Origin of the sequence: Phycisphaera sp., from assembly GCA_025916675.1 — a bacterium.
In the GTDB taxonomy this organism is placed as follows: domain Bacteria; phylum Planctomycetota; class Phycisphaerae; order Phycisphaerales; family UBA1924; genus JAHCJI01.
The window spans coordinates 1,065,810-1,085,859 of record CP098402.1 but is presented as its reverse complement, the minus strand read 5'-3'; the positions used below and the strand labels follow the sequence as shown (position 1 = coordinate 1,085,859).

The following is a 20,050-nucleotide window of genomic DNA, read 5'->3' as shown; positions in this document are numbered from 1 at the left end:
GGAAAGAAAATCATTCTGCGAAGCATCGGATTCGGGATGACCCGACGCCCCGGCCGCCATATGTTTGGCGTGGTCCTTGTGGGAGGCGATCCATGGCAAACGGTTCCAACGGCGGCAGTGGCGGCGATACGAACGATCCGCGGAACCCGGGCCCGAGCGAGCCGAGCCGGCCGCCCGCCGGCCAGACGACCGCGGGCGTGAACCCCGACGCCATGGCCGACCCGCCCGGGCCGGGCACCTCAACGCCGGCCGACCGCCCGCCGGCCAACCCGCCCGAGCACTCCAGCGGCCTGTTCGACCCCCGCTACCGCGAGGTCACGATCTCGGCCATCATCTTCGGCCTGATCGTCGGCGCGATCATGAACGCCGCCATCACCTACGCGGGCCTCAAGATCGGCTTCACCATCGTCGGCAGCGCCATCGCCGCCGTGCTGGGCTTCGGCGTGCTCCGCGGCATCCTGCGCAAGGGCACCATCCTCGAGACCAACATCGGCCAGACGATCGCCAGCGCGGTCAACACGCCCAACTCGGGCGTCATCTTCACCGTGCCGGTGCTCTTCCTGCTTGGCTACGACCTGTCGGTCAAGGGCCTGGACTTCTGGCTCATCACCCTCGCGTGCGTGGCGGGTGCCATCCTGGGCTGCGCGTTCATCATCCCGCTGCGCAAGCAGATGATCGACATCGATCGCCTCCGCTTCCCGAGCCCCACGGGCGTAGCGGTCATCCTCAAGAGCCCCGGCGCGGGAGCGAAGAAGGCGGTCGTGCTCGTGGCCGGCATCGTCCTCGGGGCGCTGATCTACCTGCCCGCCGGCCTGCCCTCGTTGGCGTTCAACGCGTCGGCGGATAATCTCGACGCCCTGGTCGAGCGTGAGCGCGTCTCCGAGGCTACGGCCGAGCACACCGGCATGATCGCCGGGTGGATCGAGAACGAATCCGCACCCCAGGACGTGCTCGCCCGTGGCGCGATTTTGGCCGAGCGGGCACAAGCCGAGGATGATGAAGCGGCCGAGGAGCAGATCGAGGCCATCGAGGCGCGGCTGGCCGACGCGCCATCACCCGAAGGCATCAGCGATGGTCTCGCCGAGGCGGCCTATCTCGCGTCGACGGGCGACAGGCCGTGGGCCTCACTGCGCTCCAAGGAATTCGGCTGGGCCCAGGCCCCCCTGCCCGGCTACGCCGACATCGGCTGGCGGCTGCCCGAAGAACAGATCGAGGGCAGCGACCACCTGGCCCTGCGTGTCGACCGCGACCGCAACGACCGGCCCGACCTGCTCTTGACCGACAGCAGCGTCGACGTGGGCCGGTTCCTCGGCTTGCCGGGCGAGTACCAACTCGTCTTCGCCATCGCACCGTTCGCCATCGGCGCGGGCTTCATTACGGGCCGGGCGGGGCTGATGGTGCTGGCCGGCGGCATCCTGGCCTACTTCATCATCAACCCGCTGGTGTTCGCGATGGGCTGGGCACCCGAGACCATCCGCGCCCACGAGGCCCCCGGGTACGCGTTCGGGGCCTTCAACCGGCCCCTGGGCATCGGCCTGCTCCTCGGCGGAGCGCTCATGGGCGTGTTCTTCGCCCTGCCGGCCATCAAGGAGGCCATGAAGAGCATCGCCAGCGCGAGCTTCGGAAGAAAGAAGGGCGGCTCGGACGAACTGGGACTGAAGGTGCTAGTGGTCTCGGTCCTGGCCGCCCTGTTGCTGCTGTTCCTCGCGGCCGATTTCGTGGGCAACAAGCCCGTAAACATGGCCGACCCCGTCAGCCAGGTGGAACTCAACGGCGAAGACGCACCCGCCGACCAGCAGACGACCAGCTACAAGGGCTACACCCTCGCCTTTGAGAACCAGGGCACCCTGGACACCTGGAGTAGCGACTGGACCACCGACCAACGCGACCAGTACATGGCCAACAACTCGCTGAAACCCGGCTGGCTGAGCTGGATGAACCCGCACCTGCGGGCCCTGGTCATCGCGCTGGTCGGCGCGGCGTGGATCTGGTTCGCCGGCATCATCATCGCCCAGTGCACCGGCATGACCGATTGGTCGCCCATCTCGGGCATGGCGTTGCTCACCGTGGTGCTCGTCCTCTTGATGGCCGGCAGCGGAGCCGTCGTTGGCGCGGTGCTGCTCGGCGCGGCCCTGTGCGTGGCCATCACGTGTGCGGCCGACATGATGGGCGACCTCAAGACCGGCTACCTCGTCGGCAGCCAGCCCAAGCGCCAGCAGATCGTCGAACTCGTCTCTACCGGCCTGGGACCGATCGTGTGCATGCTCGTGCTGGCCACCATCGTCGCCGTGAACATGAAATCGACCGGCATCCCCATCGGCCCGGGCACGCCCACGGTCGCGCCCCAGGCACAGGCGCTGCAAGCCGTCATCACCGGCGTGCAGGGTGGCGAGATGCCCTACGCCCTCTACGGCTTCGGGGCGCTGCTTGGCGCGTTGCTTGGCCTGGGCGCTTTCCCGGGGCTCGGCGTGCTCGTCGGCCTGAGCATGTACCTGCCGTTCATCTATATCAGCACGTACGGCATCGGCTGCGTCATCAACATGATCGTCGTGAAGATCAAGGGCAAGCGCTGGAGCGAGGATTGGGGCGTGCCGTTCGCCGCCGGGCTCGTCGTGGGCGAGGCCATCCTCGCGCTGATCATCAACCTCACCGTCCTGGCGATCGGCTAAGGGAGCAGAACCATGAAGTTACTCGGCTTCCTGATCATGACCGCCGCACTCGTCTTAGGCGTCGCCATCGCGCCCACGGCCTACCTGCCGCGGCTCGACCTGCCCGATGAGCAACTCATCGGCCTCACGCTCAACGCGCCCGCCGGCAAGACGACGCCCGAAGAACCACCAGAAGACCCCGCCGCGCCCGGCGAACCCATCGCCGCACCCGACACCGAACTCACACCCGAGCTGCTGGCCGAGCTACGCGCCGCGAACGTCGATCGTGTCCGCGTCAAGGAGTTCTCTTTCGCACGCTGGAGTGGCAGGTGGTGGTTCCTGCTGGCCGCCGCCGGCCTGCTCGTGGGTGCGGCGCTGGTCCGCGTGGACACACGCAAGCGCCTGGCTGCCTCGCGCGAGGACGCCACCGCCGATGAGAGCTCGCCCGAGGGCGCGCTGGCGGCCATCATCGATACCATCGAGGGCCTCCGCCGCGACCTGCCACACATGACTACCGAGCAAGACCGAGAAGCGGCCATCATCGAACGCTTTGGCGAGACCCAGTCGGTCCACGTGCCCGCCTTCGTCGACGGTCGCGAGCGGCTCGTCTCCAAGCACGGCCTGTCGGGCTACGCCGCCATTATGGACCGCTTTGCCGCGATGGAACGCCAGATCAACCGCGCCTGGTCGGCCGCCGCCGATGCCGTCGACGATGAGGCCATCGACTGCATCGAGCGGGCCTCGGCGCTCGCGCAGGAGACCCTCGCGGCGATGGATCGTGGGTAATACGAACCACCACGCACGAGGAACCGCGCACGAGTCCGCCACCGAGTCCAAGGGAGCCGGCGAAGCACGGCTTGATGCAAATGGCCCGCGAGCGGGGACACGTGGAGTAGAGATTCCAATATCGAGACGCGTGCGGGCTCGCTGAACGCTGTCACCCTTCCCTACACCCTACCGCCCATTGCCTCTACCTAACCAACCAGCACCGCACCGCTCGCGTCGTAGGCCAGCTTCACCTTCGCCGGAGCAGCCCCGTGCTCGTCGAACAGCGCCAACTCATTCTGCTTGCCCTTCTTCAGCCAGCTCGCGGGCACCACCATCGTGTGCTCGTTACCAGTCGGCTTCTTGTCGGCAGTGGCCACGAAGTACCGGCCCAGGTGCTGGCCGTTGATGTAAGCCTGGCCCTTGGTCATGCCGGTCAGGTCGAGCATCAGCGGCAGGTCCGTGCCGCCCGGTCCGACCGACTCGAATGCGCTCTTCCACCACGTGGGGCCGGCCTGGGCCTTCATGTTGGCCTTGGCCACCGGCTCGTACGCGCTCGGGGCGGGCTTCTCCCACTTGGCGAAGGCCCAATCGGCCTTGCCGCTCACCTCGTTGGTGCCCTCGTCGATGTGCATCGCCGCAGCGATGGTCGCGAGCATCTCTTCGCCCTGCTCGGCGGTCTGCGGGCCGACGACGCCGTCGTCGTGCAGCGCCAGGTGCATCACGTTCACGCCGCGCTTGATCTCCTCGGGCTCGAGCCTCAGGCCCGTAAAGCCCGCGTCGTCGAAGCACGCGATGGGCTCGTCGTTAATGAGCAGCAGCCCGCGCCCCAGACCGCCGTTGATCGACAAGAACAGCGGGCTCTTGCGTCGGTGCGTGAACGTCCACACGAAGCGGAAGGGCGCGGTGTGGTCGTTCTGGTGAACCAGCCACATCGGGCTGCGGAACGCCAGCAAATCGGTGGGCGTGTGCTGCTCGACCACCGGGCCATCGAGCTCGAGCGGCTCGACCTCGAACACGTGCCCGAACACACCCTTGCGCTCGCCGAAGAGGATGCCCGCCGCCGCCCGGCCCAGATTCTCGGCCAGGATGACCATCGACGTGTCGGCCTTGGGCAGCTTCGCGTCGACGCGGTCGCTGGCGCCCGGGCCGAAGCCGGCCAGCCCGAGCGGCTTGCCCTCAAGGAACACGTGCTGGCGATCGGCCGCCTCGGGAAAGGCCAGCTTGGCCTTGTCGCCGCTCAGCTTGCCCGTCACGCGGTACCAGCCATAGCCCGAGGGCGCACCGAGCGTCGCCAGGTCGGCGGGCCCGTCGATGCTGGCGTACTTGGCGCTCTCGCCCGTGCAATAGTCCTCGGTGTCGGCGCTCGACCAGTCGAGCGCGATGCGCTTGGGTGCCTTCTTTGGAGCTTCGAGCGTGTGCGTCTTGATCGTGCCGTCGGTCTCGACGCTCATGTAGGTCTTCAAGCCGGGCAGCGCGATGGGCGAGCCGTCGGCCTTCACGCCCGCCAGGCCGAAGTACGCCTTACCATCATGCACGAAGCACTCGTCAACCTGCTGCTCGTTGCACACGATGACCAGCACGCCCTCGTGCTCGAGCGCCTGCGGGCTCTTGCCGCGCGGCACGGTGACGTGCAGCGGCGAACCGTTGACGCACACGATGCCCTCGCTGGCTGCGGGCCCGAAGGCCACCAGCATCGAGCCGGAGCTCGTCAAGACGCTCAGGTTGGTGTAATCGAGCGTGTGCTTGCTGGTCAGCTTGATGTTGTGCAGCAGCCATGCCACGCCCTGCTCACCCAGGCTCACCGGCAGCGTCGTGCCATCGGCCAGCAGCAGCGTGCAGGATGCCTTGGTCTTGCTCGACGAGCCACCGACACGGCCGAGATCGAACACCAGCGCCACGCCGCCCTGCGAGCCGTTGAGCTGCACGATCGAGACCTGACCCTTGGCATCGCGCGGCGGCTCGCCCGGATGCACGACCATGGGCCGAAGCTCGGGGTTCAGGTGGGCCAGCACCCGCGCGAACGAACTGGCAAACTGGCACGCCCGCCGCGCCACGAGCATCGCCGGCGTCGCGCGCCCGGCGGCGTCGACCAGCCCGCCACGGTCGGTCGCCGCGTACGAGTCCACTCGGTTGGCCAAACGCCCGGCCGAGAAGCCCAGGTGGTTGCCCGGCGCGAACCGCGCCAGCGTGAACTGCCCCGCACCCGCGAGGATCTCGACGATCCGATGCAGCAGCGCCGGGCCGTCCTGCGGCTCGGGCTTCTGCCCCCATGTGGGCGGATCTCCAACGGCCAGGTCGAGCACCATGCGCGGCCGATCGGGCCGGATCTCGGAGAGCTGGCGGAGCGAGGCGAGCAGGTCCTCGCTGCCCACCCAGCAGTCGATCTCGGCCTCCTCGCCGGCCCACAAGTTATTCGCGTTGATGATCGGCACGCTCAGGCCGGCCTCGCGGATGTAGCGGTAAAGCTCGCCCAGATACTTCGGAGCCAGATCGCCGTCGCCGCACGTCCACTGGTGCTCGTTCTGCACCAGCAAGATGGGGCCGCCCTTGCCTGCCGCGTTGATCTGCAGATCTCGAATCTGGTCGGCTACCGCGCTGACGTACCGAGAGCACGCCTCGAGGAACGGCCCGCTGTTCGACCGCAGCTCGTGCGCCGGCAACTGGGTCAGCCACGTCGGCAGCCCGCCGAAGTCGTGGTCGTCGCCCAGCACCGGGCCCATCCGCAAGATCACGTACAGCCCGGCCTCGTGCGCCAGCTCCACGAACGCTCGGAGGTCGGCGTCGCCGGTGAAGTCGAACTGCCCGGGCAGCGGCTCGTGGCGAGACCACAGCAGCGGAACCATCACCGTGTTCAGCCCGGCCAGCTTGGCCGCGTGCAGCCGGTCGGCCCACTGCGCCCGCGGCGTGTGGGCGTACGAGACCGTCCCACCGACGATCCAGATCCGCCGGCCATCGAGCATGAAACTGCGGCTATCGAAGGTGACTGTGGGCATATCGGCTGGGCTCCTGTGGGACGACCGGCGGCTGGCTCTTGCTGGCTTCCTGGCACATTGGCCATGCAAATACCAAACAAAACTCCAAAAATCGGATGAACCGAGATATTAGACCGCACGAACGCGAATGGCCAGCAAACCGCGCGCATCCTCGCGTCTTTCACCGAGGCATTCCGCGTCGGACTTCCGCCATCCCTACTCGTTCGCAACCTCGCCCGCCCTTGGCCGTACCATCGCCGCACATGCCACAACGCCGCCACGGACGAACTCGGTTTCTCGCACTGCCCAGCGCCGCCGCGCTCGTGCTCCTGGCCGGCTGCGGGGGCATGGATCGGATCGATCGGCATATCGACAGGCTCGTGCTCGACCAGTCGGCCGTCCTGGGTGCCGACGCCGCGCCGGCCGACCGTCGCTTCCGCACGGGACCTGTCGACGACGAGGCCCGCAGCGCCCAACTCGACAAGTCTCCCGACACGCGCAACCCCGACGCTGGCGAGTTGTTCTACGTGAAGGCCGAGGCCGCCGGGCTGGAAGCGGCCTCGGTCGAGGAACGCCTCAACGCCTACTACGCCGACTACTCGAGCATACTCGGCTCGCCCGCGGGATACTCCAATGAGCAAGGCGACGGCGAGGAATCGACCGCCCCGCCACCAATCCCCGACGACGTCGTCGTGCTCGACCTGGCCGCCGTCCTCGCCCAGAGCCAGGCCACGGGCCGCGAGTTCCTCGACGCCCAGGAGGACTACATCCTCTCGGCCATCGCGCTGCTGCGCGAGCGCCACCTCTGGGGCCCGCGGTTCTTCAACGACACCACGCTCCAGGTCGCCGGCCAGGGCGACGACGGCGCGTTCGACAGCGCCGCCACGCTCATCAACGAGCTCCGCCTCACCCAGCGCCTGCCCAGCGGCGGCGACGTCGCGGCCCGATGGATCGTCAACGCCACCGAACAGCTCCGATCGAGCGCCACCGAGGACTACCGCCAGTCGTCCCAGCTCGTATTAGAAGGCAACATCCCCCTGCTCCGCGGCGCGGGCTCGGTGGCGCGCGAGAGCCTCATCCAGGCCGAACGCGACCTCGTGTACGCCGCCCGAGAGTTCGAGGCCTTCCGCCGCAGCTACATGGTCGACATCGCCTCGCAGTACTTCAATCTGCTGCAAACCGCCGCGAGCATCCGCAACCAGCAGCAACAGCTCGAGAGCCTCCGCAAGACGCTCGAACGCCAGATCGAACGCCAGAAGGCCGGCGAGATCGCGCTCTTCGAGCTCTCCATCACCGAGAGCAGCGTGCTGAGCGCCAACAACCGCCTCCAGGGCGCTTTCGAGAACTACGTCGTCTCGCTCGACAGCTTCAAGATCCGCCTCGGGCTCGACCCGACGACGCCCGTGGCCCTCGCGCCGCTCACGCTGGAACTCAACGACCCGGTCGCCACGCCCGTGGAGGCTGCCCAACTCGCACTGCTCTATCGCCTCGACCTCCAGACCACCCGAGACCGCGTGCTCGACGCCCGCCGGAGCGTGTCGAACAGCCGCAACGACCTGCTGCCCGACCTCGACGCCTTCGCCGAAGTCGGCCTGCCCACCGATCCGGACGAACGCGAGGGTGGCCTGGCCTTCGACCCCGACAGCATGCGCTATCTGGCGGGCATGCGTTTCAGCCTGCCGCTCGACCGCGAGATCGAACGCCTCGGCCTGCGCTCCAGCCAGATCGCCCTCGAGCGCTCGGTCCGAAACTTCGAGCGGTCACGCGATCAGGTCGTCGTCGATGCGCGAAGCCGCCTGCGCAGCATCGAGGTCGCCCGCTTCCAGCTCATCCTGTCCGAGCGCCAGGTCCGCATCAACGAGTTGCGACTCGAAGAGCAGGAAATCCGCAAGGACGAGATCACCCCCCAGGAATTCGTTGACACGCAGGCCGAGCTTCTCGACGCCCGCAACGCACGCGACGCGGCACTCACCGACCTGCGCGTGGCCATCCTGCGATACCTCCGCGACACGGGCCAGCTCCGCGTCGGCCGCAACGGCCAACTCCTGCCCCTTCCCGGCATGGGCAACATCACCGAGCCTTGACCACGACAGCGCCACATCGGTCGGGCGATAGCTTCCACGACGGCGGCATGGTCATCATCGGCGGCGGGCTCGGGGGGCTCGCCGCCGCCATCGAACTCGCCTACAAGGACATCCCGGTCACCATCGTCGAAGCCAACCCCTACCTCGGCGGCATGGCAGCCGCGATCGAAGCCGATGGCTACACCTTCGATACGGTCCCGACCACCATCACGATGCCCCATGTGCTCAAAGGCATCATCGAACGCACCGGTCGCGATGCCTCGGACTATCTCGACCTGGTTGAACTCGATCCCCAATCGCGTTGCTTCTTCGACGACGGCGCCCGCATCGATCTGCACCGCGATCCCCACCAGTTCGCACGCGAGATCGACACCCAGTTCCCCAATACGAAGCCCGGCCAGAACTTCCTCGACTTCTACCAGTTCAGCCAGCGCGCTCACGAACTTAACGAGCAGCACGCCTTCGGCCCCGGCACGAACATCAAGCACTTGCTGGCCCTACGCCTCTATTCCACCGCTGGCGCAACGATCCGCAAGATGATCCCCGAGCCGCACATCGGCCGGGTGTGCGAATGCTTCCTGCATGCCACCGGCTCAGATCACTCCATCGCCCCCGCCACCTTATGCCACCTGGCTGCGGCCCAGCTCGACCACGGCTGCTGGTACCCCATGGGCGGCACGCACATGGTCGCCCGCGCGCTCGGACGCATCGCTGATGAACTTGGCGTCCAGCGCGTCATGGGCCGCCGCGTGACCAGGATCCTCGCCGAAGGTGGTCGCGCCACCGCCGTCAAGCTCGACGACGGCCGCGAGATCATGGCCGCGGGTGTCGTTTCAAACTGTGACGTGCGGCGGACCTACGGCGAGTTGCTCAAGGGCACCGATGGTGCCGCACTCGAACACCGCCGCATCGCGGCAAACTTCCAACCATCCTGCAGCGCATTCGTGCTCCACCTGGGGTTGCGCACGCAATACGACCAGCTCGCCCACCACAATTTCGTGCTCTCCCGAGACAGTCGCGAGGAGTATGACGACATCTATCGCACGGGCATCCCTGCTCGCGATCCGACGCTCCACATCACCGCCCCCTCGCGCACGGACGCCTCACAGGCTCCCGATGGCTGCGAGTCGCTCTCGATCCTCGTCCACACTCCAGCCCTTTCTGACGAGCATCGGTGGCTGCAACGCGGTGGCAAGCCCGGCTCGACGCTCACCAACTACCGGCAGATCGTCATCGAGAAGCTCAAGCGCCTGGGCATGGAAGATATCGAAAGCCATATCGCCGTAGAGCGATACCTCACCCCACCCCAGATCGAGCACACATACAACGCCACCGGCGGCGCGATCTACGGCCACGCATCCCACGGCCGCCTCAAGGGCCTCACCAAGCCGGGCAACCGTTCCAAGGTCCTTCCAAACCTGTATCTTGCTGGCAGTAGTGTCCATCCTGGTGCTGGCGTGCCCAAGGTGCTTCTCAGCGGCATTGCCGCAGCCCGGTTCGCGTGCGAAGATGCCGGGGTCGGCAATGCCGTGGACGGAACATGATTCGATAGTTATCGGACAATTTTCGGGCGAGCGATCCCGCACGGCCCAGGACCACCCGAACCCGGACGCCCGGCCATTGGTACCAAGGCCAACCGCCATTCCGCTGGGCGCTCCCTAGCCGTATGGTCGATGTCAGGACAAGGCCTGAGCAGGCCCCAGCCGGCACCAACCACCCACCGCTTTATCGGTACAATGCCAACGAGATGAAGCCCGATCCCGCTCCAAGACGCGTCCGCCCGTACTCGCTGGGGGAAGCCTTCCGCCTCACGCACGAGCGGTGGCTCAACCGAGCGGTCAACCACCCCCGCCGCTACCCGACCATCCCGTCGATCCGTGTTGACGCCGGCGGCTTCGATCAACTCACCGACTCACCCCTCGGCCGCTCGTGGGCCGAGCAATGGTGGCACGACACCTTCCACACGCTGGACACCAACCAAACCGACGCTGGCACCCACTGATTACCCACCCGCTCCACCGTTCGACGGAGTCTTCATGGCCGAAACTCAGAACGCTTCGCTCAGCCCGCGCTACTGGATCAAGCAGGTTGTCATCATCGTTGTCGTGGCGGCCCTGGGCGCCTGGGGCTTCATGGACGGGTTCGTCTGGTACCCCGCTGATGCCGTCAGGTTCGCCCAGTGGAGCGAGTGGGAGTACCTCGACTTCCTCGACAGCCCGCCGCCGGGTGCCTCGGCCGGTGCCAACCTCGGTGTCGCGAGCATTCCCGACCCGGTCGACGAGTACGAACGCCTGGGCAATCCCGACTACAACCGCAACCCCGCGACGCTCGCCGACGTCCGCGGCAACTGGCTCGACGCGCTGGGCATTGCCGGGATGCTCGACTCGAAGTACACGGAGTACCCGCGCAAGAACGAGAAGGAAGGCACCGTGGGCTCGGCCTTCGAGCACCTGGCCACCCTTCGAGAAACCTGGGGCGACGTCGACCGCAGCAACGCCCCCAAGCGCCGCAGCCGCTTCGACATCATGGCCCAGTATCCGATCTTCCTGATCGGCACGGGGCTCGCTCTTTACTTTGGGTACGGCCTGTTCCGTGCCGTCGGCACGCGATACGCTTGGGATCCCGGCACCAAGCGCATCACCCTGCCCGGCGGCATCGAGGTCAAGCCCGACCAGGTCGACGAGTTCGACAAGAGCCAGTGGCATAAGTTCTACGTCGTGCTCAACCTGGCCGAGGACCACCCCACCCACGCCGGCAAGGGCATCAAGGTCGACCTCTACCGCCACCGGGGCGTCGAAGACTGGATCCTGGAAATGGAACGAGAACGCTTCCCCGAGCAGGCCGAAGCAACCCCGGACGACACCACGACCTCGGTGGAAGACGAACCGAACGGCGACGCGAGCGAATCCGAACAAGAAAGCAAGCCCTGACCAGCTCTCGGACAGGCTGCCCACCGCACACGCCGGAGCGCACGCATCTGGATCGCCTTTGCCATCGTGCTGACCCTGGCCGCCCTCATCGGGCCGGCCATCGTTTTAGTCAGCCTGCCGGGGTTGTGGCTGCTCACGCTGGCCACGCTGCTGGTCAACGTGTCTGGCGCACTGCTCGGCTACTGGGTGCTGGGCGATCCGATCGTGTCCTGGTGGATCTTCGGCATCATCCTGGGCAGCACGCTCATCTCCGACGTGGTCGACTGGTCGGCCGGTGTCGTGGGTGCCAAACGCATGGGTGGCACGCGTCGGGCGATGATCGCCGCGTTCCTTGGCGGCATCGTCGGGGCGATCGCCGGCACGATGGTCCTGCCCATCGTCGGCACGCTGCTCGGCGGAGCCGTGGGCGCGGGATTGTGCGCCACACTGGTCCACCGGACTGGGCCGGAAGAGACCTGGAAGCAATCGGCCAAGGTCGGGGCCGGCGCCTCTGCCGGCTGGTTCGCGGCCATCCTCGTCAAGCTCACCCTGGCCATCATCTGCGCAACGCTGCTCATCATCGCCGCATGGTCTACGTGGTAATCTAGAGAGAATTCGGAGAGAGATTTATGGCAAGCACCGCAACTACCAAAACAACCGGCGTCAAGCAGTTCGTACTCGACACCAACGTCCTGCTGCACAACCCCAATGCCCTGTTCGTCTTCCAAGACAACAACGTCATCATCCCCTTCGCCGTCATCGAAGAGCTTGATAAGCTCAAGCGGCAGGAGGACGACATCGGCCGCAACGCACGCGAGGTCATCCGCCGCCTCGACCGCCTGCGTGCCAAGGGCACACTCATTGAGGGCGTCCGCTGGGGGGACACCAGCCCGCAGGCCGGCGCGGCCGCCTCGACGGCCAACGGCGCAACGGGTCTCATCAAGGTGGTCATCTCCGACCGCGACCGCCCGCACGCCATCGCCGAAGACACCAAGGACAACCGCATCATCGCCGTCGCGTGGGAGCTGCACGACAAGGGCAACCGAACCGTGTTCGTGTCCAAGGATCTCAACGCGCGCATCAAGAGCGACGCGATGGGCATCCCCACCGAAGACTTCCAGAACCAGAAGATCGACGCCGATCGCCTCTACATGGGCTACGTCACAGTCTCGGTCGAGGGCAACCTCATCGACCAGCTCTACGACGAGCGCATGCTCCCACTCGAACCCATTGAGGACGCGCTCTCGGCCCAGCACGACACCGACGATCCGACGCTGCCCGCGCTGCCCGAGGAAGTCCAACCCAACGCCTTCGTGCTGCTCAAGGACGAACGCGACGAGAACCACACGGGCCTCGCCCGCCGCCTGGCCGACACCGAGCACCTCATCCCAATCACCCCACCGCGCAAGCCCATCTTCGGCCTGCTCGCACGCAACGTGCAGCAGACGATGGCCCTCGACCTGCTCATGGACGACGAGATCCAGATGATCACCCTGCTGGGCAGCGCGGGCACGGGCAAGACGCTCCTGGCACTCGCCGCTGGCATGGCCAAGGTCTTCCAAGAGGGCCGATTCGACAAGCTCCTGGTCGCGCGCCCCATCATGCCCATGGGCCGCGACATCGGCTTTTTGCCTGGCGACAAGGACGAGAAGCTGTTCGCCTGGATGCAACCGATCTTCGACAACCTGGAGTACCTGCTCAGCACCCGTGGTGCCCACGGCCAGACCGCCGACAGCCACACCAACGAGCAACGCATCGACAAGATGATCGCCGACGGCAAGCTCGTGCTCGAGCCGCTCACCTACATCCGCGGCCGCTCGATTCCCCACCAGTTCATGATCGTCGACGAGGCCCAGAACCTCACGCCCCACGAGGTCAAGACCATCGCCTCACGCGTCGGCGAGGGTACCAAGCTCGTGCTCACCGGCGACATCGGCCAGATCGACAACCCGTACCTCGACAGCTCGTCCAACGGCCTGTCCTACGCCGTCGAGAAGATGAAGGGCCTTGGGCTCGTCGGCCACGTCATGCTGCAGCGCAGCGAGCGGTCACACCTAGCCAGCCTCGCCGCCGAACGGTTGTGATTCAACGGCTACTCAGGGCGTTTCGGGCGCCAACTCGCTCGCGTCAACCTCAACGCTATCGGCCGTGATACGCAGTACCATCACCCCACCCGGCTCGAGCGTCTGGTCGATCTCGTGCGTCACGGGTTGCCCGTCTTCACCAGCTGTGAACGTAACCGACTCGATCTCAACGGGCCCCATCCCCTCGTACGCCGTAACCAGGAATCCCGCTGAGATCACCGACCGCAACGCCCCGACAGTCTGGTCGGCGGGTACGCGGAGCGATACCGAAGGATCGATCATCGATGCCTCGCTGGCGTTCAGGATGTCCAGCCGCACGGGCCCCTCGGTCCGAGACTGGAATTTGGGATAGATGACCACCGCCGCGGCGATGAGGATTCCCATGGCAACCAGCAATGTGACGGCCTGTCTCACGGCCCCGGGCTTCTTCTTGGCATCAGTCATTCGTACTCAGCCCATGTCCAGTTGGCGTTCCTGACGGATGATCTCGCGATCGATGATGTGCCGCCACTCCTCGTCGGGCTCACGCAGTTGTGAACGCTTGAGCACCTCGAGAGTCGTGTCGTTCGCGTAATGGATGCTCCGGCAGGCCAGCGTCAACCCCCGCACCGCCCGTACATCCGCTTGATCGATCTGGATCGCCATCAGGTACGAATCGACTGCCGCTTTGGCGTGCCCCATCTTGTAATACGCCACACCAAGGAAGTAACTAGGCCGAGAATCGCTTGGCAAGAGCCGCTGCGCGTCCCGCAGCATTACGACCGCCGTTGGCAGGTTGTCCTGCTCCAGGTGCAGCACGCCCAGGTTCATGTGAGCCGTGGCAAAACCGGGATCGAGCCGGACGGCTTCTTCAAGCATCCTCGCGGCCTCTCGCACGCGCTTTTCTTCGCTGCGATCGTTGTCGTGGTAGACCTCGTACGCACGATTCACCAGCATGACGGCCTCACGCTTCTGTGCCGTGTCGTCCGGCGTCATCTGCTGGAGATCGATCACAAACTGATCGGTATTGTTCTTGGTGCACCCGAAGGCGAACACAACAAACGAAAGGGCGACAACAGCCAACACACGGTTGGTCATGGGGCGAGCTCCGGCTTTACAAACGTGATAGACAGTTGCCACTGGGTCCGCTGGGGAGTCAGGTCCAATCGGGAAATCTCAACCCCGGGGATCATTTCTTCCACCTGCGCAACCCAACCAATCAAGGCCTCAAGATCCCGGCTGGTCACGCGATCGTACCAGTACATCCGCTCAATCAAGCCCGGCTGGGTCGGGGGCGTTTCCTGCGTCTGACGCGAGAGTGTCGGCACCGGCGTCAACCCGATCGATTGCGCCGCCGAATCGGCCAGGCTGGTGAAGTTCGGCACCGGCTTGAATCGTTGGGCCCCGCTCGTCTCGGACTCCAGGCGGTGGCGCTCCAGTCGCGCAGCCTGCATCTTCACGTTACGTGCGGTGTTGAGTTCGCTACGACGCTGGGCTTCGGCGCTGGCCAGCGAGGAACGCCCCACCATCAGGTAGATCAGCCCGGCCACCAGCACCAAGGCGCCAATGTACAACACACCTCGCGGCTTGTTGCGCTGCTCCTGCGCCGCTGCACGCCCGGCCAACTCGGCCCGGCTGGCAACGATGCCCCTGTCGCCCTGCTCGCTCACCGCTCGCCCTCCTGCGATTGCCAGGTGCCGATCATCCGAACGGTGTACCGCGAACCGGTGCCCGTCGAATTCGTCCGCCACCGGAGCGCGCCACCGTTGAGATCCAACTCGATCAGTTTTGCGTTGATCTCACCGACCACCGAAGCATCGTCGGTCGCCATCGTGACCGTCACCGCAGCCGCACCCATCTTGATGTCTTGTAATTCAACGCGGTCCCCGAGCTCGCTCAGGAGGAACGAGAGCCCCTCCAACTCGGTGAGCATCGGCTTGCCCTCGGGCCGATCGATCTCGCTCCCACGCGTCGCCTGGTCGACCTCGCTATTGAGCTTCAGGATCGGCACCATCGCCCCGGTGATCTCGCCGGGCTTACCCAACTCGTTCTCGACATTGGTGATGTCGGCCAGGTACGCCTGCTCCACCCGGGCGGCGTCTTCACGCACGCCCTCCACCTGGCTCTGCCATCGCCAGCCTATCGCCGCCAGTGCGAAACCGAGGGCGGCAAACGCGAGCCCCATCAACTGATACCCACGCCGGAGCGACCGGCCGGGGCGGGTCGCCAGCGAGGCCATCGCGTGCCCGGGTTCCAGGGTGTCCCCGGCCAGCGTTTCGGCCCGGCGCAGCAGGGCCAATACCGGGTCGTCTTGCACGTCGATGTCGAGGACCGCGTCGGGCCACAGGTCCGAGATCGACGACGCCATCGAGGGGGCCGTGAGCGACTCAGGATCGCCGGTCGATTTCTCCCACGCCAAGGGGCATGCAACCACCAGGATGCGGCCCGGCGCGACGCCTACCTGCGCACTCCACGACACCCAGTCGTTCACCAGCCGCGCGACGTCATGCCGCGTCACGATCGGGCCATCGTCGTGCAGCGCCACGCGTTGCGAGCCGGCGGCAAGCACCGCGCCATCGCGGCACCACGACCAGATCAGCCGGCCATCGGGCTGCACCAACACGCCACCGATCACCGTCGGGCTGTCGGCCACCACGCGAGACGACGCGGCCGAATCGAGCGCATCGGGGCTCGCCGTCCACCCGAGCACGTGCCACAGGCTGGTGACCCCGGTGAAGTCCACGCCCTGCTCGTCCAGCGCGTCAATCAAAAGGCGAACGATCGCGTCGGGCGCGACCATCACGCCCACCCGTAGCCCGGTGTCGGAGTCATACGCCGGCCCCAGCGGCTCGATGGCCGCCTCGATAGGCGTCGGCCGGCTGCCCAGCACGTCCGTATCTTCGTGCTCGTCGTCCAACCCAAGGTCGGCCTCGAACTCATCGAGCGGGGCATCGCCCCCATGGCCGAACGCGCTGCGCACTGCGCCAGCGTCGGCCGTCGCCGCCTGCACCCAGGCGCAGTGCGCGCCCACCGTGTCGACCACCAGCATGCCGAGCTTGTCGCCGTCGACCGAGAGCCGGTTGGCGATCCACTCGGCCGCCGCCTGCGCGTCCTCGGCCGCGTCGGAGGCGTAGCGACCATCGACGCGTGGACTCGTCCATGCGGCCTCAGCGTGCTGGCCGATCAGCCGGACCGCGCGAACGCGATCACCGCGCTCGTCGCGCTCGATGAGGCAGACGCGTTCGCTCACCGGTCTTCCTCGGGCTGCTTCGGACCACCCGGCACCGGTTGGCCGTTGCCATTCCCGTTGCCGTTCCCATTCCCAAGACCTCGGTTGCCACGATTCCCAGGATTGCCGCTGCTTCCGCCACGGTCGCCCGGGCCCCCGGGCCCGCCTGAGTTCCCGCCCGACTGAGCACGCTGCATGGCCGTTGGCGTGCGTGTCCGGGTTATGCCGCGTTCTTCCGCGGTCTCGATCATGCTTCCTTGACCCGGGGATTGGATGATCTGGCTGCCCATCGGGGCCGCACCACCCGCGCCCATGTCGCTCACCAGCAGCGTGGGCTTGCCAATGGTCAGCTCGCGTTCCACGCCGCGGTGCCGAACACGCGCCCAACCGGGCTTGACCTCGAGCACGTCTACCGAGCCGGCCCGCTGGCCCTCGGCGATGGCCGTCTGCGCCGCGCCCTCGCGGATGACCGCCATCATCGAGCCCGGCTGGCCGATCGCCGCCACCAGCACGATGTCCTGCGGTGGAAGCTCGGGGTCTCCATCTCCCGTATCGGGCTTCACCGGCTCGGTCACCGGATCCAACTCGAACACCGATGACAACCCCGTCGCGATCAACGGCGGGGACGGCGGGAAGCCGCCACCCGATCCACCCGATGTGGCGGGCGGCGGCGCGGGCGGAATGACCGGATCCGGCGCGGGGGCCACCGATCGGTCGACGACCACCGCGCCCACCGCCATGCCCACGAACGCGACGCACGCGGCGGCGGTCCCGATCTGGATCAGGCGCCGCTGCTGGAGTGTGCTGGTCCGGCTGTGCTTCGTTGCCATGAGCAATATCCCCTATCTGCCGCCGGAGCGGCCCAGAGTTTAGCGTCCGCCGGCCGCCTGCGCGACCATCTCGGCCTCGTCGAGCCGCCGCCACAGCAAGAACGGCCCCAAAGGAGTAAACGCCCCGCTATCGGCGCGCTGGCGGATCTCCCGCCCGTCCACATGGACCACCGCCTCGTACATCGACCCAACGCGACCACGGCCGTCAAGCACGGTGATCCGCAGACGCCACAGGTCCGGCTCGGCCACCAGCAAGCGCTGCATGATCCGCCGGTCTTCCATCTCGGTCATGTATTCGGCGATCACCTGCCGCAGCCACTGCGTGCCGACCGAGTCGGCGGCGCCCTCCCGCGCAAGCACGATGTCGCGGGCCATGGCCGAGGCCTGCCCATCGCCGATCATCGGTGACGCCGCGGCCGCGAGAACCTCTTCGGGGGCGGTCACGGCGCTGATGGCCGCCGGCCCAACGGTGCGGGTCCAGCGGTCGAGTGTTTCCTGATCGCCCGCGCGGAGCTGGATGGTGTCGTACGCGCCCTGAGCGAATGGCAGTTCATTCTCGGACACACCGTCGAACACCGACAGCACCGAGCCCTGAGCATCTTCGATGTCCAGCCGGATGGTCCGCCCGTCTTCCATGTTGAGGTCGAGCGCGTGCCCGCCCTCCTTGGCGATCTCGTTCAGCCGCCGGCTGGCACCGGTAAGCCACGAGCCTGCGATCTCACGGACGCCACGTTCGAGGTGCCGGTCCTGCGTCCATCGCATCTGCCGGACGGTCGCCCTGGTCTGCTGGCCCTGGCGTTCGAGCATGACGGCGATCGCCATCGTGGCCACCATCGACAGCAGCACCACAAGGGGCAGCGCGAACGCCCTCGCCCGGTGAGCGTGATGTTGCGGCGCGCGGGCCATCAGTTCACGCTCCCCTGGCGTGTCGAGCCATCGCCCGAACTGGTTGTCCCGCCGCCCGATTCGGGATCGAGGTCGAGTTCTTCCTCGCCTTCGGCGTCACCATCGCCCTCGTCGTCGGAGTCGGTGCCGATGGTCCAGGCCAGTTCGAAGAGCCAGGACACCGTGACATTCTGGGACGTGGTCATTTCGAGCTCGCCGTACGCAGCAAGGTCGAGCTCGCCGAGTACCTGAAACTCGTCGCGCCACTGCGCTTCCTTGAAGAATCGCCAGCGGGCCCACACCACGCTGTCCATGAGCATAACCGCGCCATCGATGATCGCTGGGTCGAGCTGCTCGGCCTCGATCGCTTCGGCATCGTCGGCATCGCCCGCGATGGGCAGCCACCAGAAGCTGAACACACGCAGGCCGAGCTGGTTCACGCGGCGTTCGTCCCGAAAAACGAACGCCCCCCGAACCGCGCCCTCCTCGTCGACCGACGAGCCGATCTCGATCGGCCGCAAGCCGAGTCTGGCGATCGCCAGCCGCCGCTGCTCGTCGGCGTACGACGGGATCACGCAGGGCGCGCTGAGCGCCAGTTCGAGGCGCTGGGGGGTCGTGCTCTCGGGGGCGCCCAGGCCCTCGTCGCCGATGCGCACACGACGCACCATCTGCACGCCCTGCAAACGCGGGTCGGGTTCGAGGAGCACGCGAGGCCTGAATTGGCGGACCGTGTCCGCGAGCCCATCGAGCGTTTCCTGCTCGCTGGCCTCGTCCTGCCCACCCCCCAATCCGCGGCCATCGGCGACCGCCTGCTCGGCCTGCTCCTGGGCCGTACGCGCGGCCGAGGCGGTCTGCTGGTCCTGGCGAGACATGACCAAGAGCGAGCCCATCGCCCGGCTCGCCACACGCTGTGTGCGCTGGAGCTGGGAGTTCTCTTCGGCCCTCACGTCGGCGATCGAATCGGCACGCTCCATGGTCTGGAACATGCCCATCGCGGCGAACAGGATGATCGAGCCGATGACGATGGCCATCGTGAGCTCGATGAGCGTGAAGCCCTGGCGCATCGGGGAAGACATCAGTTGCCCCCCGAGAGGCCGCCGCCGGGCGTCTGCGAGCCGCCCGATCGCGCCGCGCCGTCACCGCCGGTGAGCCCCCGAATAAGTGTCCCGTCCTCAACCGCTCGGGAGAACGAGTCTGGGTTTCGGCTGGCCAGCGGGTCGAGCATGCGCCGCACGAGGATGCCCGGCGTTCCGGGATTCGGCGAATACGCCCCACCGCTGTCCTCATGCAGCCACACGCTCACGCTTAGTTCACTCAAGCGGGTCAGCGAGAGCGGGGTTGCCTCATCAGTGGCGTTGGGATCGTACACCTCGATCGGTGAGGCCTCGTACGTCCAGCGGTAGAGGTTGCGCCCGTAGGGGATGGGCCGCCCACCAGGAGGCATCGCATCGGGGCTGTCCAGGTACATGAGCACGACGCGGTTGGCGACTTCGCTCGCGCCGGCGATCTGCTCGGCACGCTTCTGCTGGAGCACCAGATAGTTGAGCGCGCCGAAGATGCCGAAGGCCACGATACCCAGCAGGGCCGAGGCCAGCACGACCTCAAGGAAGGTCATGCCCCGTCGGCTGGAACCAGGATGGACGCGGCGGGTGCTCATGGCTC

The 20,050-nt window shown here is 66.8% G+C and carries 17 protein-coding genes; 8 read left to right on the top strand and 9 right to left on the bottom strand.

The genetic code is table 11. From position 1 onward, the window contains the following. Window positions 1–92: 92 nt before the first annotated feature. Both NCW75_04645 and NCW75_04640 read left to right on the top strand, forming a co-directional pair. A complete protein-coding gene (locus NCW75_04645; protein UYV13574.1) occupies window positions 93–2,669 on the top strand; it encodes an OPT/YSL family transporter in 2,577 nt (858 codons plus the stop codon). Between the two features lie 12 nt (window positions 2,670–2,681). After that, window positions 2,682–3,434, top strand: coding sequence for a hypothetical protein (locus NCW75_04640; protein ID UYV13573.1), 753 nt, complete (start codon window positions 2,682–2,684; stop codon window positions 3,432–3,434). A 188-nt stretch (window positions 3,435–3,622) separates the two neighbouring features. Here NCW75_04640 and NCW75_04635 read toward each other — a convergent pair whose 3' ends face one another. Further along, window positions 3,623–6,409, bottom strand: a complete 2,787-nt coding sequence (locus NCW75_04635; protein ID UYV13572.1) for a beta-galactosidase — start codon at window positions 6,407–6,409, stop codon at window positions 3,623–3,625. Window positions 6,410–6,651: 242 nt separating this feature from the next. On the opposite strand from NCW75_04635, the gene NCW75_04630 reads away from it, so the two are divergent. The 6 genes from NCW75_04630 to NCW75_04605 all read left to right on the top strand — a co-directional run bounded on the left by NCW75_04630 (window position 6,652) and on the right by NCW75_04605 (window position 13,465). After that, window positions 6,652–8,472: a TolC family protein gene (locus NCW75_04630; protein UYV13571.1), complete on the top strand. Its 1,821-nt coding sequence runs from the start codon at window positions 6,652–6,654 to the stop codon at window positions 8,470–8,472. Then, a complete protein-coding gene (crtI, locus tag NCW75_04625) occupies window positions 8,469–10,016 on the top strand; it encodes a phytoene desaturase family protein (protein ID UYV13570.1) in 1,548 nt (515 codons plus the stop codon). Before NCW75_04630 ends, crtI begins: the two co-directional genes overlap by 4 nt. Window positions 10,017–10,219: 203 nt before the next feature. Then, window positions 10,220–10,474: a hypothetical protein gene (locus NCW75_04620; GenBank protein ID UYV13569.1), complete on the top strand. Its 255-nt coding sequence runs from the start codon at window positions 10,220–10,222 to the stop codon at window positions 10,472–10,474. Between the two features lie 34 nt (window positions 10,475–10,508). Then, on the top strand, window positions 10,509–11,402 hold the full coding sequence (locus NCW75_04615) for a hypothetical protein (protein ID UYV13568.1): 894 nt from the start codon (window positions 10,509–10,511) through the stop codon (window positions 11,400–11,402). A 66-nt stretch (window positions 11,403–11,468) separates the two neighbouring features. Continuing rightward, window positions 11,469–11,984 (top strand): DUF456 domain-containing protein, encoded by a 516-nt coding sequence (locus NCW75_04610; GenBank protein UYV13567.1) that lies wholly within the window; start codon window positions 11,469–11,471, stop codon window positions 11,982–11,984. A gap of 26 nt (window positions 11,985–12,010) precedes the next feature. Next, window positions 12,011–13,465 carry a PhoH family protein gene (locus tag NCW75_04605; protein ID UYV13566.1) on the top strand — a complete coding sequence of 485 codons (1,455 nt, stop codon included), beginning with the start codon at window positions 12,011–12,013 and terminating at the stop codon, window positions 13,463–13,465. Between the two features lie 12 nt (window positions 13,466–13,477). Here NCW75_04605 and NCW75_04600 read toward each other — a convergent pair whose 3' ends face one another. From NCW75_04600 to NCW75_04565, 8 genes are read right to left on the bottom strand one after another with little or no spacing between them, the layout of a single operon-like run. Continuing rightward, window positions 13,478–13,909: a hypothetical protein gene (locus NCW75_04600; GenBank protein ID UYV13565.1), complete on the bottom strand. Its 432-nt coding sequence runs from the start codon at window positions 13,907–13,909 to the stop codon at window positions 13,478–13,480. 6 nt (window positions 13,910–13,915) lie between these two features. Further along, window positions 13,916–14,542: a tetratricopeptide repeat protein gene (locus NCW75_04595; GenBank protein UYV13564.1), complete on the bottom strand. Its 627-nt coding sequence runs from the start codon at window positions 14,540–14,542 to the stop codon at window positions 13,916–13,918. Next, window positions 14,539–15,114 carry a hypothetical protein gene (locus NCW75_04590; protein ID UYV13563.1) on the bottom strand — a complete coding sequence of 192 codons (576 nt, stop codon included), beginning with the start codon at window positions 15,112–15,114 and terminating at the stop codon, window positions 14,539–14,541. Before NCW75_04590 ends, NCW75_04595 begins: the two co-directional genes overlap by 4 nt. After that, entirely contained in the window at window positions 15,111–16,694 is a 1,584-nt protein-coding gene (locus NCW75_04585) for a hypothetical protein (GenBank protein UYV13562.1), read from the bottom strand. The genes NCW75_04590 and NCW75_04585 overlap by 4 nt, the downstream gene beginning before the upstream one ends. Beyond that, the gene (locus tag NCW75_04580) at window positions 16,691–17,503 is read right to left on the bottom strand and encodes a hypothetical protein (GenBank protein UYV13561.1); all 813 of its coding nucleotides are present in this window, start codon (window positions 17,501–17,503) and stop codon (window positions 16,691–16,693) included. Before NCW75_04580 ends, NCW75_04585 begins: the two co-directional genes overlap by 4 nt. A 39-nt stretch (window positions 17,504–17,542) precedes the next feature. After that, window positions 17,543–18,409 carry a hypothetical protein gene (locus NCW75_04575; GenBank protein ID UYV13560.1) on the bottom strand — a complete coding sequence of 289 codons (867 nt, stop codon included), beginning with the start codon at window positions 18,407–18,409 and terminating at the stop codon, window positions 17,543–17,545. Continuing rightward, window positions 18,409–19,464, bottom strand: coding sequence for a prepilin-type N-terminal cleavage/methylation domain-containing protein (locus tag NCW75_04570; protein ID UYV13559.1), 1,056 nt, complete (start codon window positions 19,462–19,464; stop codon window positions 18,409–18,411). The genes NCW75_04575 and NCW75_04570 overlap by 1 nt, the downstream gene beginning before the upstream one ends. Next, on the bottom strand, window positions 19,464–20,045 hold the full coding sequence (locus NCW75_04565) for a prepilin-type N-terminal cleavage/methylation domain-containing protein (GenBank protein UYV13558.1): 582 nt from the start codon (window positions 20,043–20,045) through the stop codon (window positions 19,464–19,466). The genes NCW75_04570 and NCW75_04565 overlap by 1 nt, the downstream gene beginning before the upstream one ends. Window positions 20,046–20,050: the final 5 nt, after the last annotated feature.

Excerpts from the sequence above, each read along its gene's own strand:
- NCW75_04580 (UYV13561.1), bottom strand. The coding sequence starts at position 17,503 with ATGGCAACGAAGCACAGCCGGACCAGCACACTCCAGCAGCGGCGCCTG.
- NCW75_04600 (UYV13565.1), bottom strand. The coding sequence starts at position 13,909 with ATGACTGATGCCAAGAAGAAGCCCGGGGCCGTGAGACAGGCCGTCACA.
- NCW75_04605 (UYV13566.1), top strand. The coding sequence starts at position 12,011 with ATGGCAAGCACCGCAACTACCAAAACAACCGGCGTCAAGCAGTTCGTA.
- NCW75_04565 (UYV13558.1), bottom strand. The coding sequence starts at position 20,045 with ATGAGCACCCGCCGCGTCCATCCTGGTTCCAGCCGACGGGGCATGACC.
- NCW75_04575 (UYV13560.1), bottom strand. The coding sequence starts at position 18,409 with ATGGCCCGCGCGCCGCAACATCACGCTCACCGGGCGAGGGCGTTCGCG.
- NCW75_04595 (UYV13564.1), bottom strand. The coding sequence starts at position 14,542 with ATGACCAACCGTGTGTTGGCTGTTGTCGCCCTTTCGTTTGTTGTGTTC.
- NCW75_04570 (UYV13559.1), bottom strand. The coding sequence starts at position 19,464 with ATGTCTTCCCCGATGCGCCAGGGCTTCACGCTCATCGAGCTCACGATG.
- NCW75_04635 (UYV13572.1), bottom strand. The coding sequence starts at position 6,409 with ATGCCCACAGTCACCTTCGATAGCCGCAGTTTCATGCTCGATGGCCGG.
- NCW75_04630 (UYV13571.1), top strand. The coding sequence starts at position 6,652 with ATGCCACAACGCCGCCACGGACGAACTCGGTTTCTCGCACTGCCCAGC.
- NCW75_04615 (UYV13568.1), top strand. The coding sequence starts at position 10,509 with ATGGCCGAAACTCAGAACGCTTCGCTCAGCCCGCGCTACTGGATCAAG.
- NCW75_04640 (UYV13573.1), top strand. The coding sequence starts at position 2,682 with ATGAAGTTACTCGGCTTCCTGATCATGACCGCCGCACTCGTCTTAGGC.
- NCW75_04620 (UYV13569.1), top strand. The coding sequence starts at position 10,220 with ATGAAGCCCGATCCCGCTCCAAGACGCGTCCGCCCGTACTCGCTGGGG.
- NCW75_04645 (UYV13574.1), top strand. The coding sequence starts at position 93 with ATGGCAAACGGTTCCAACGGCGGCAGTGGCGGCGATACGAACGATCCG.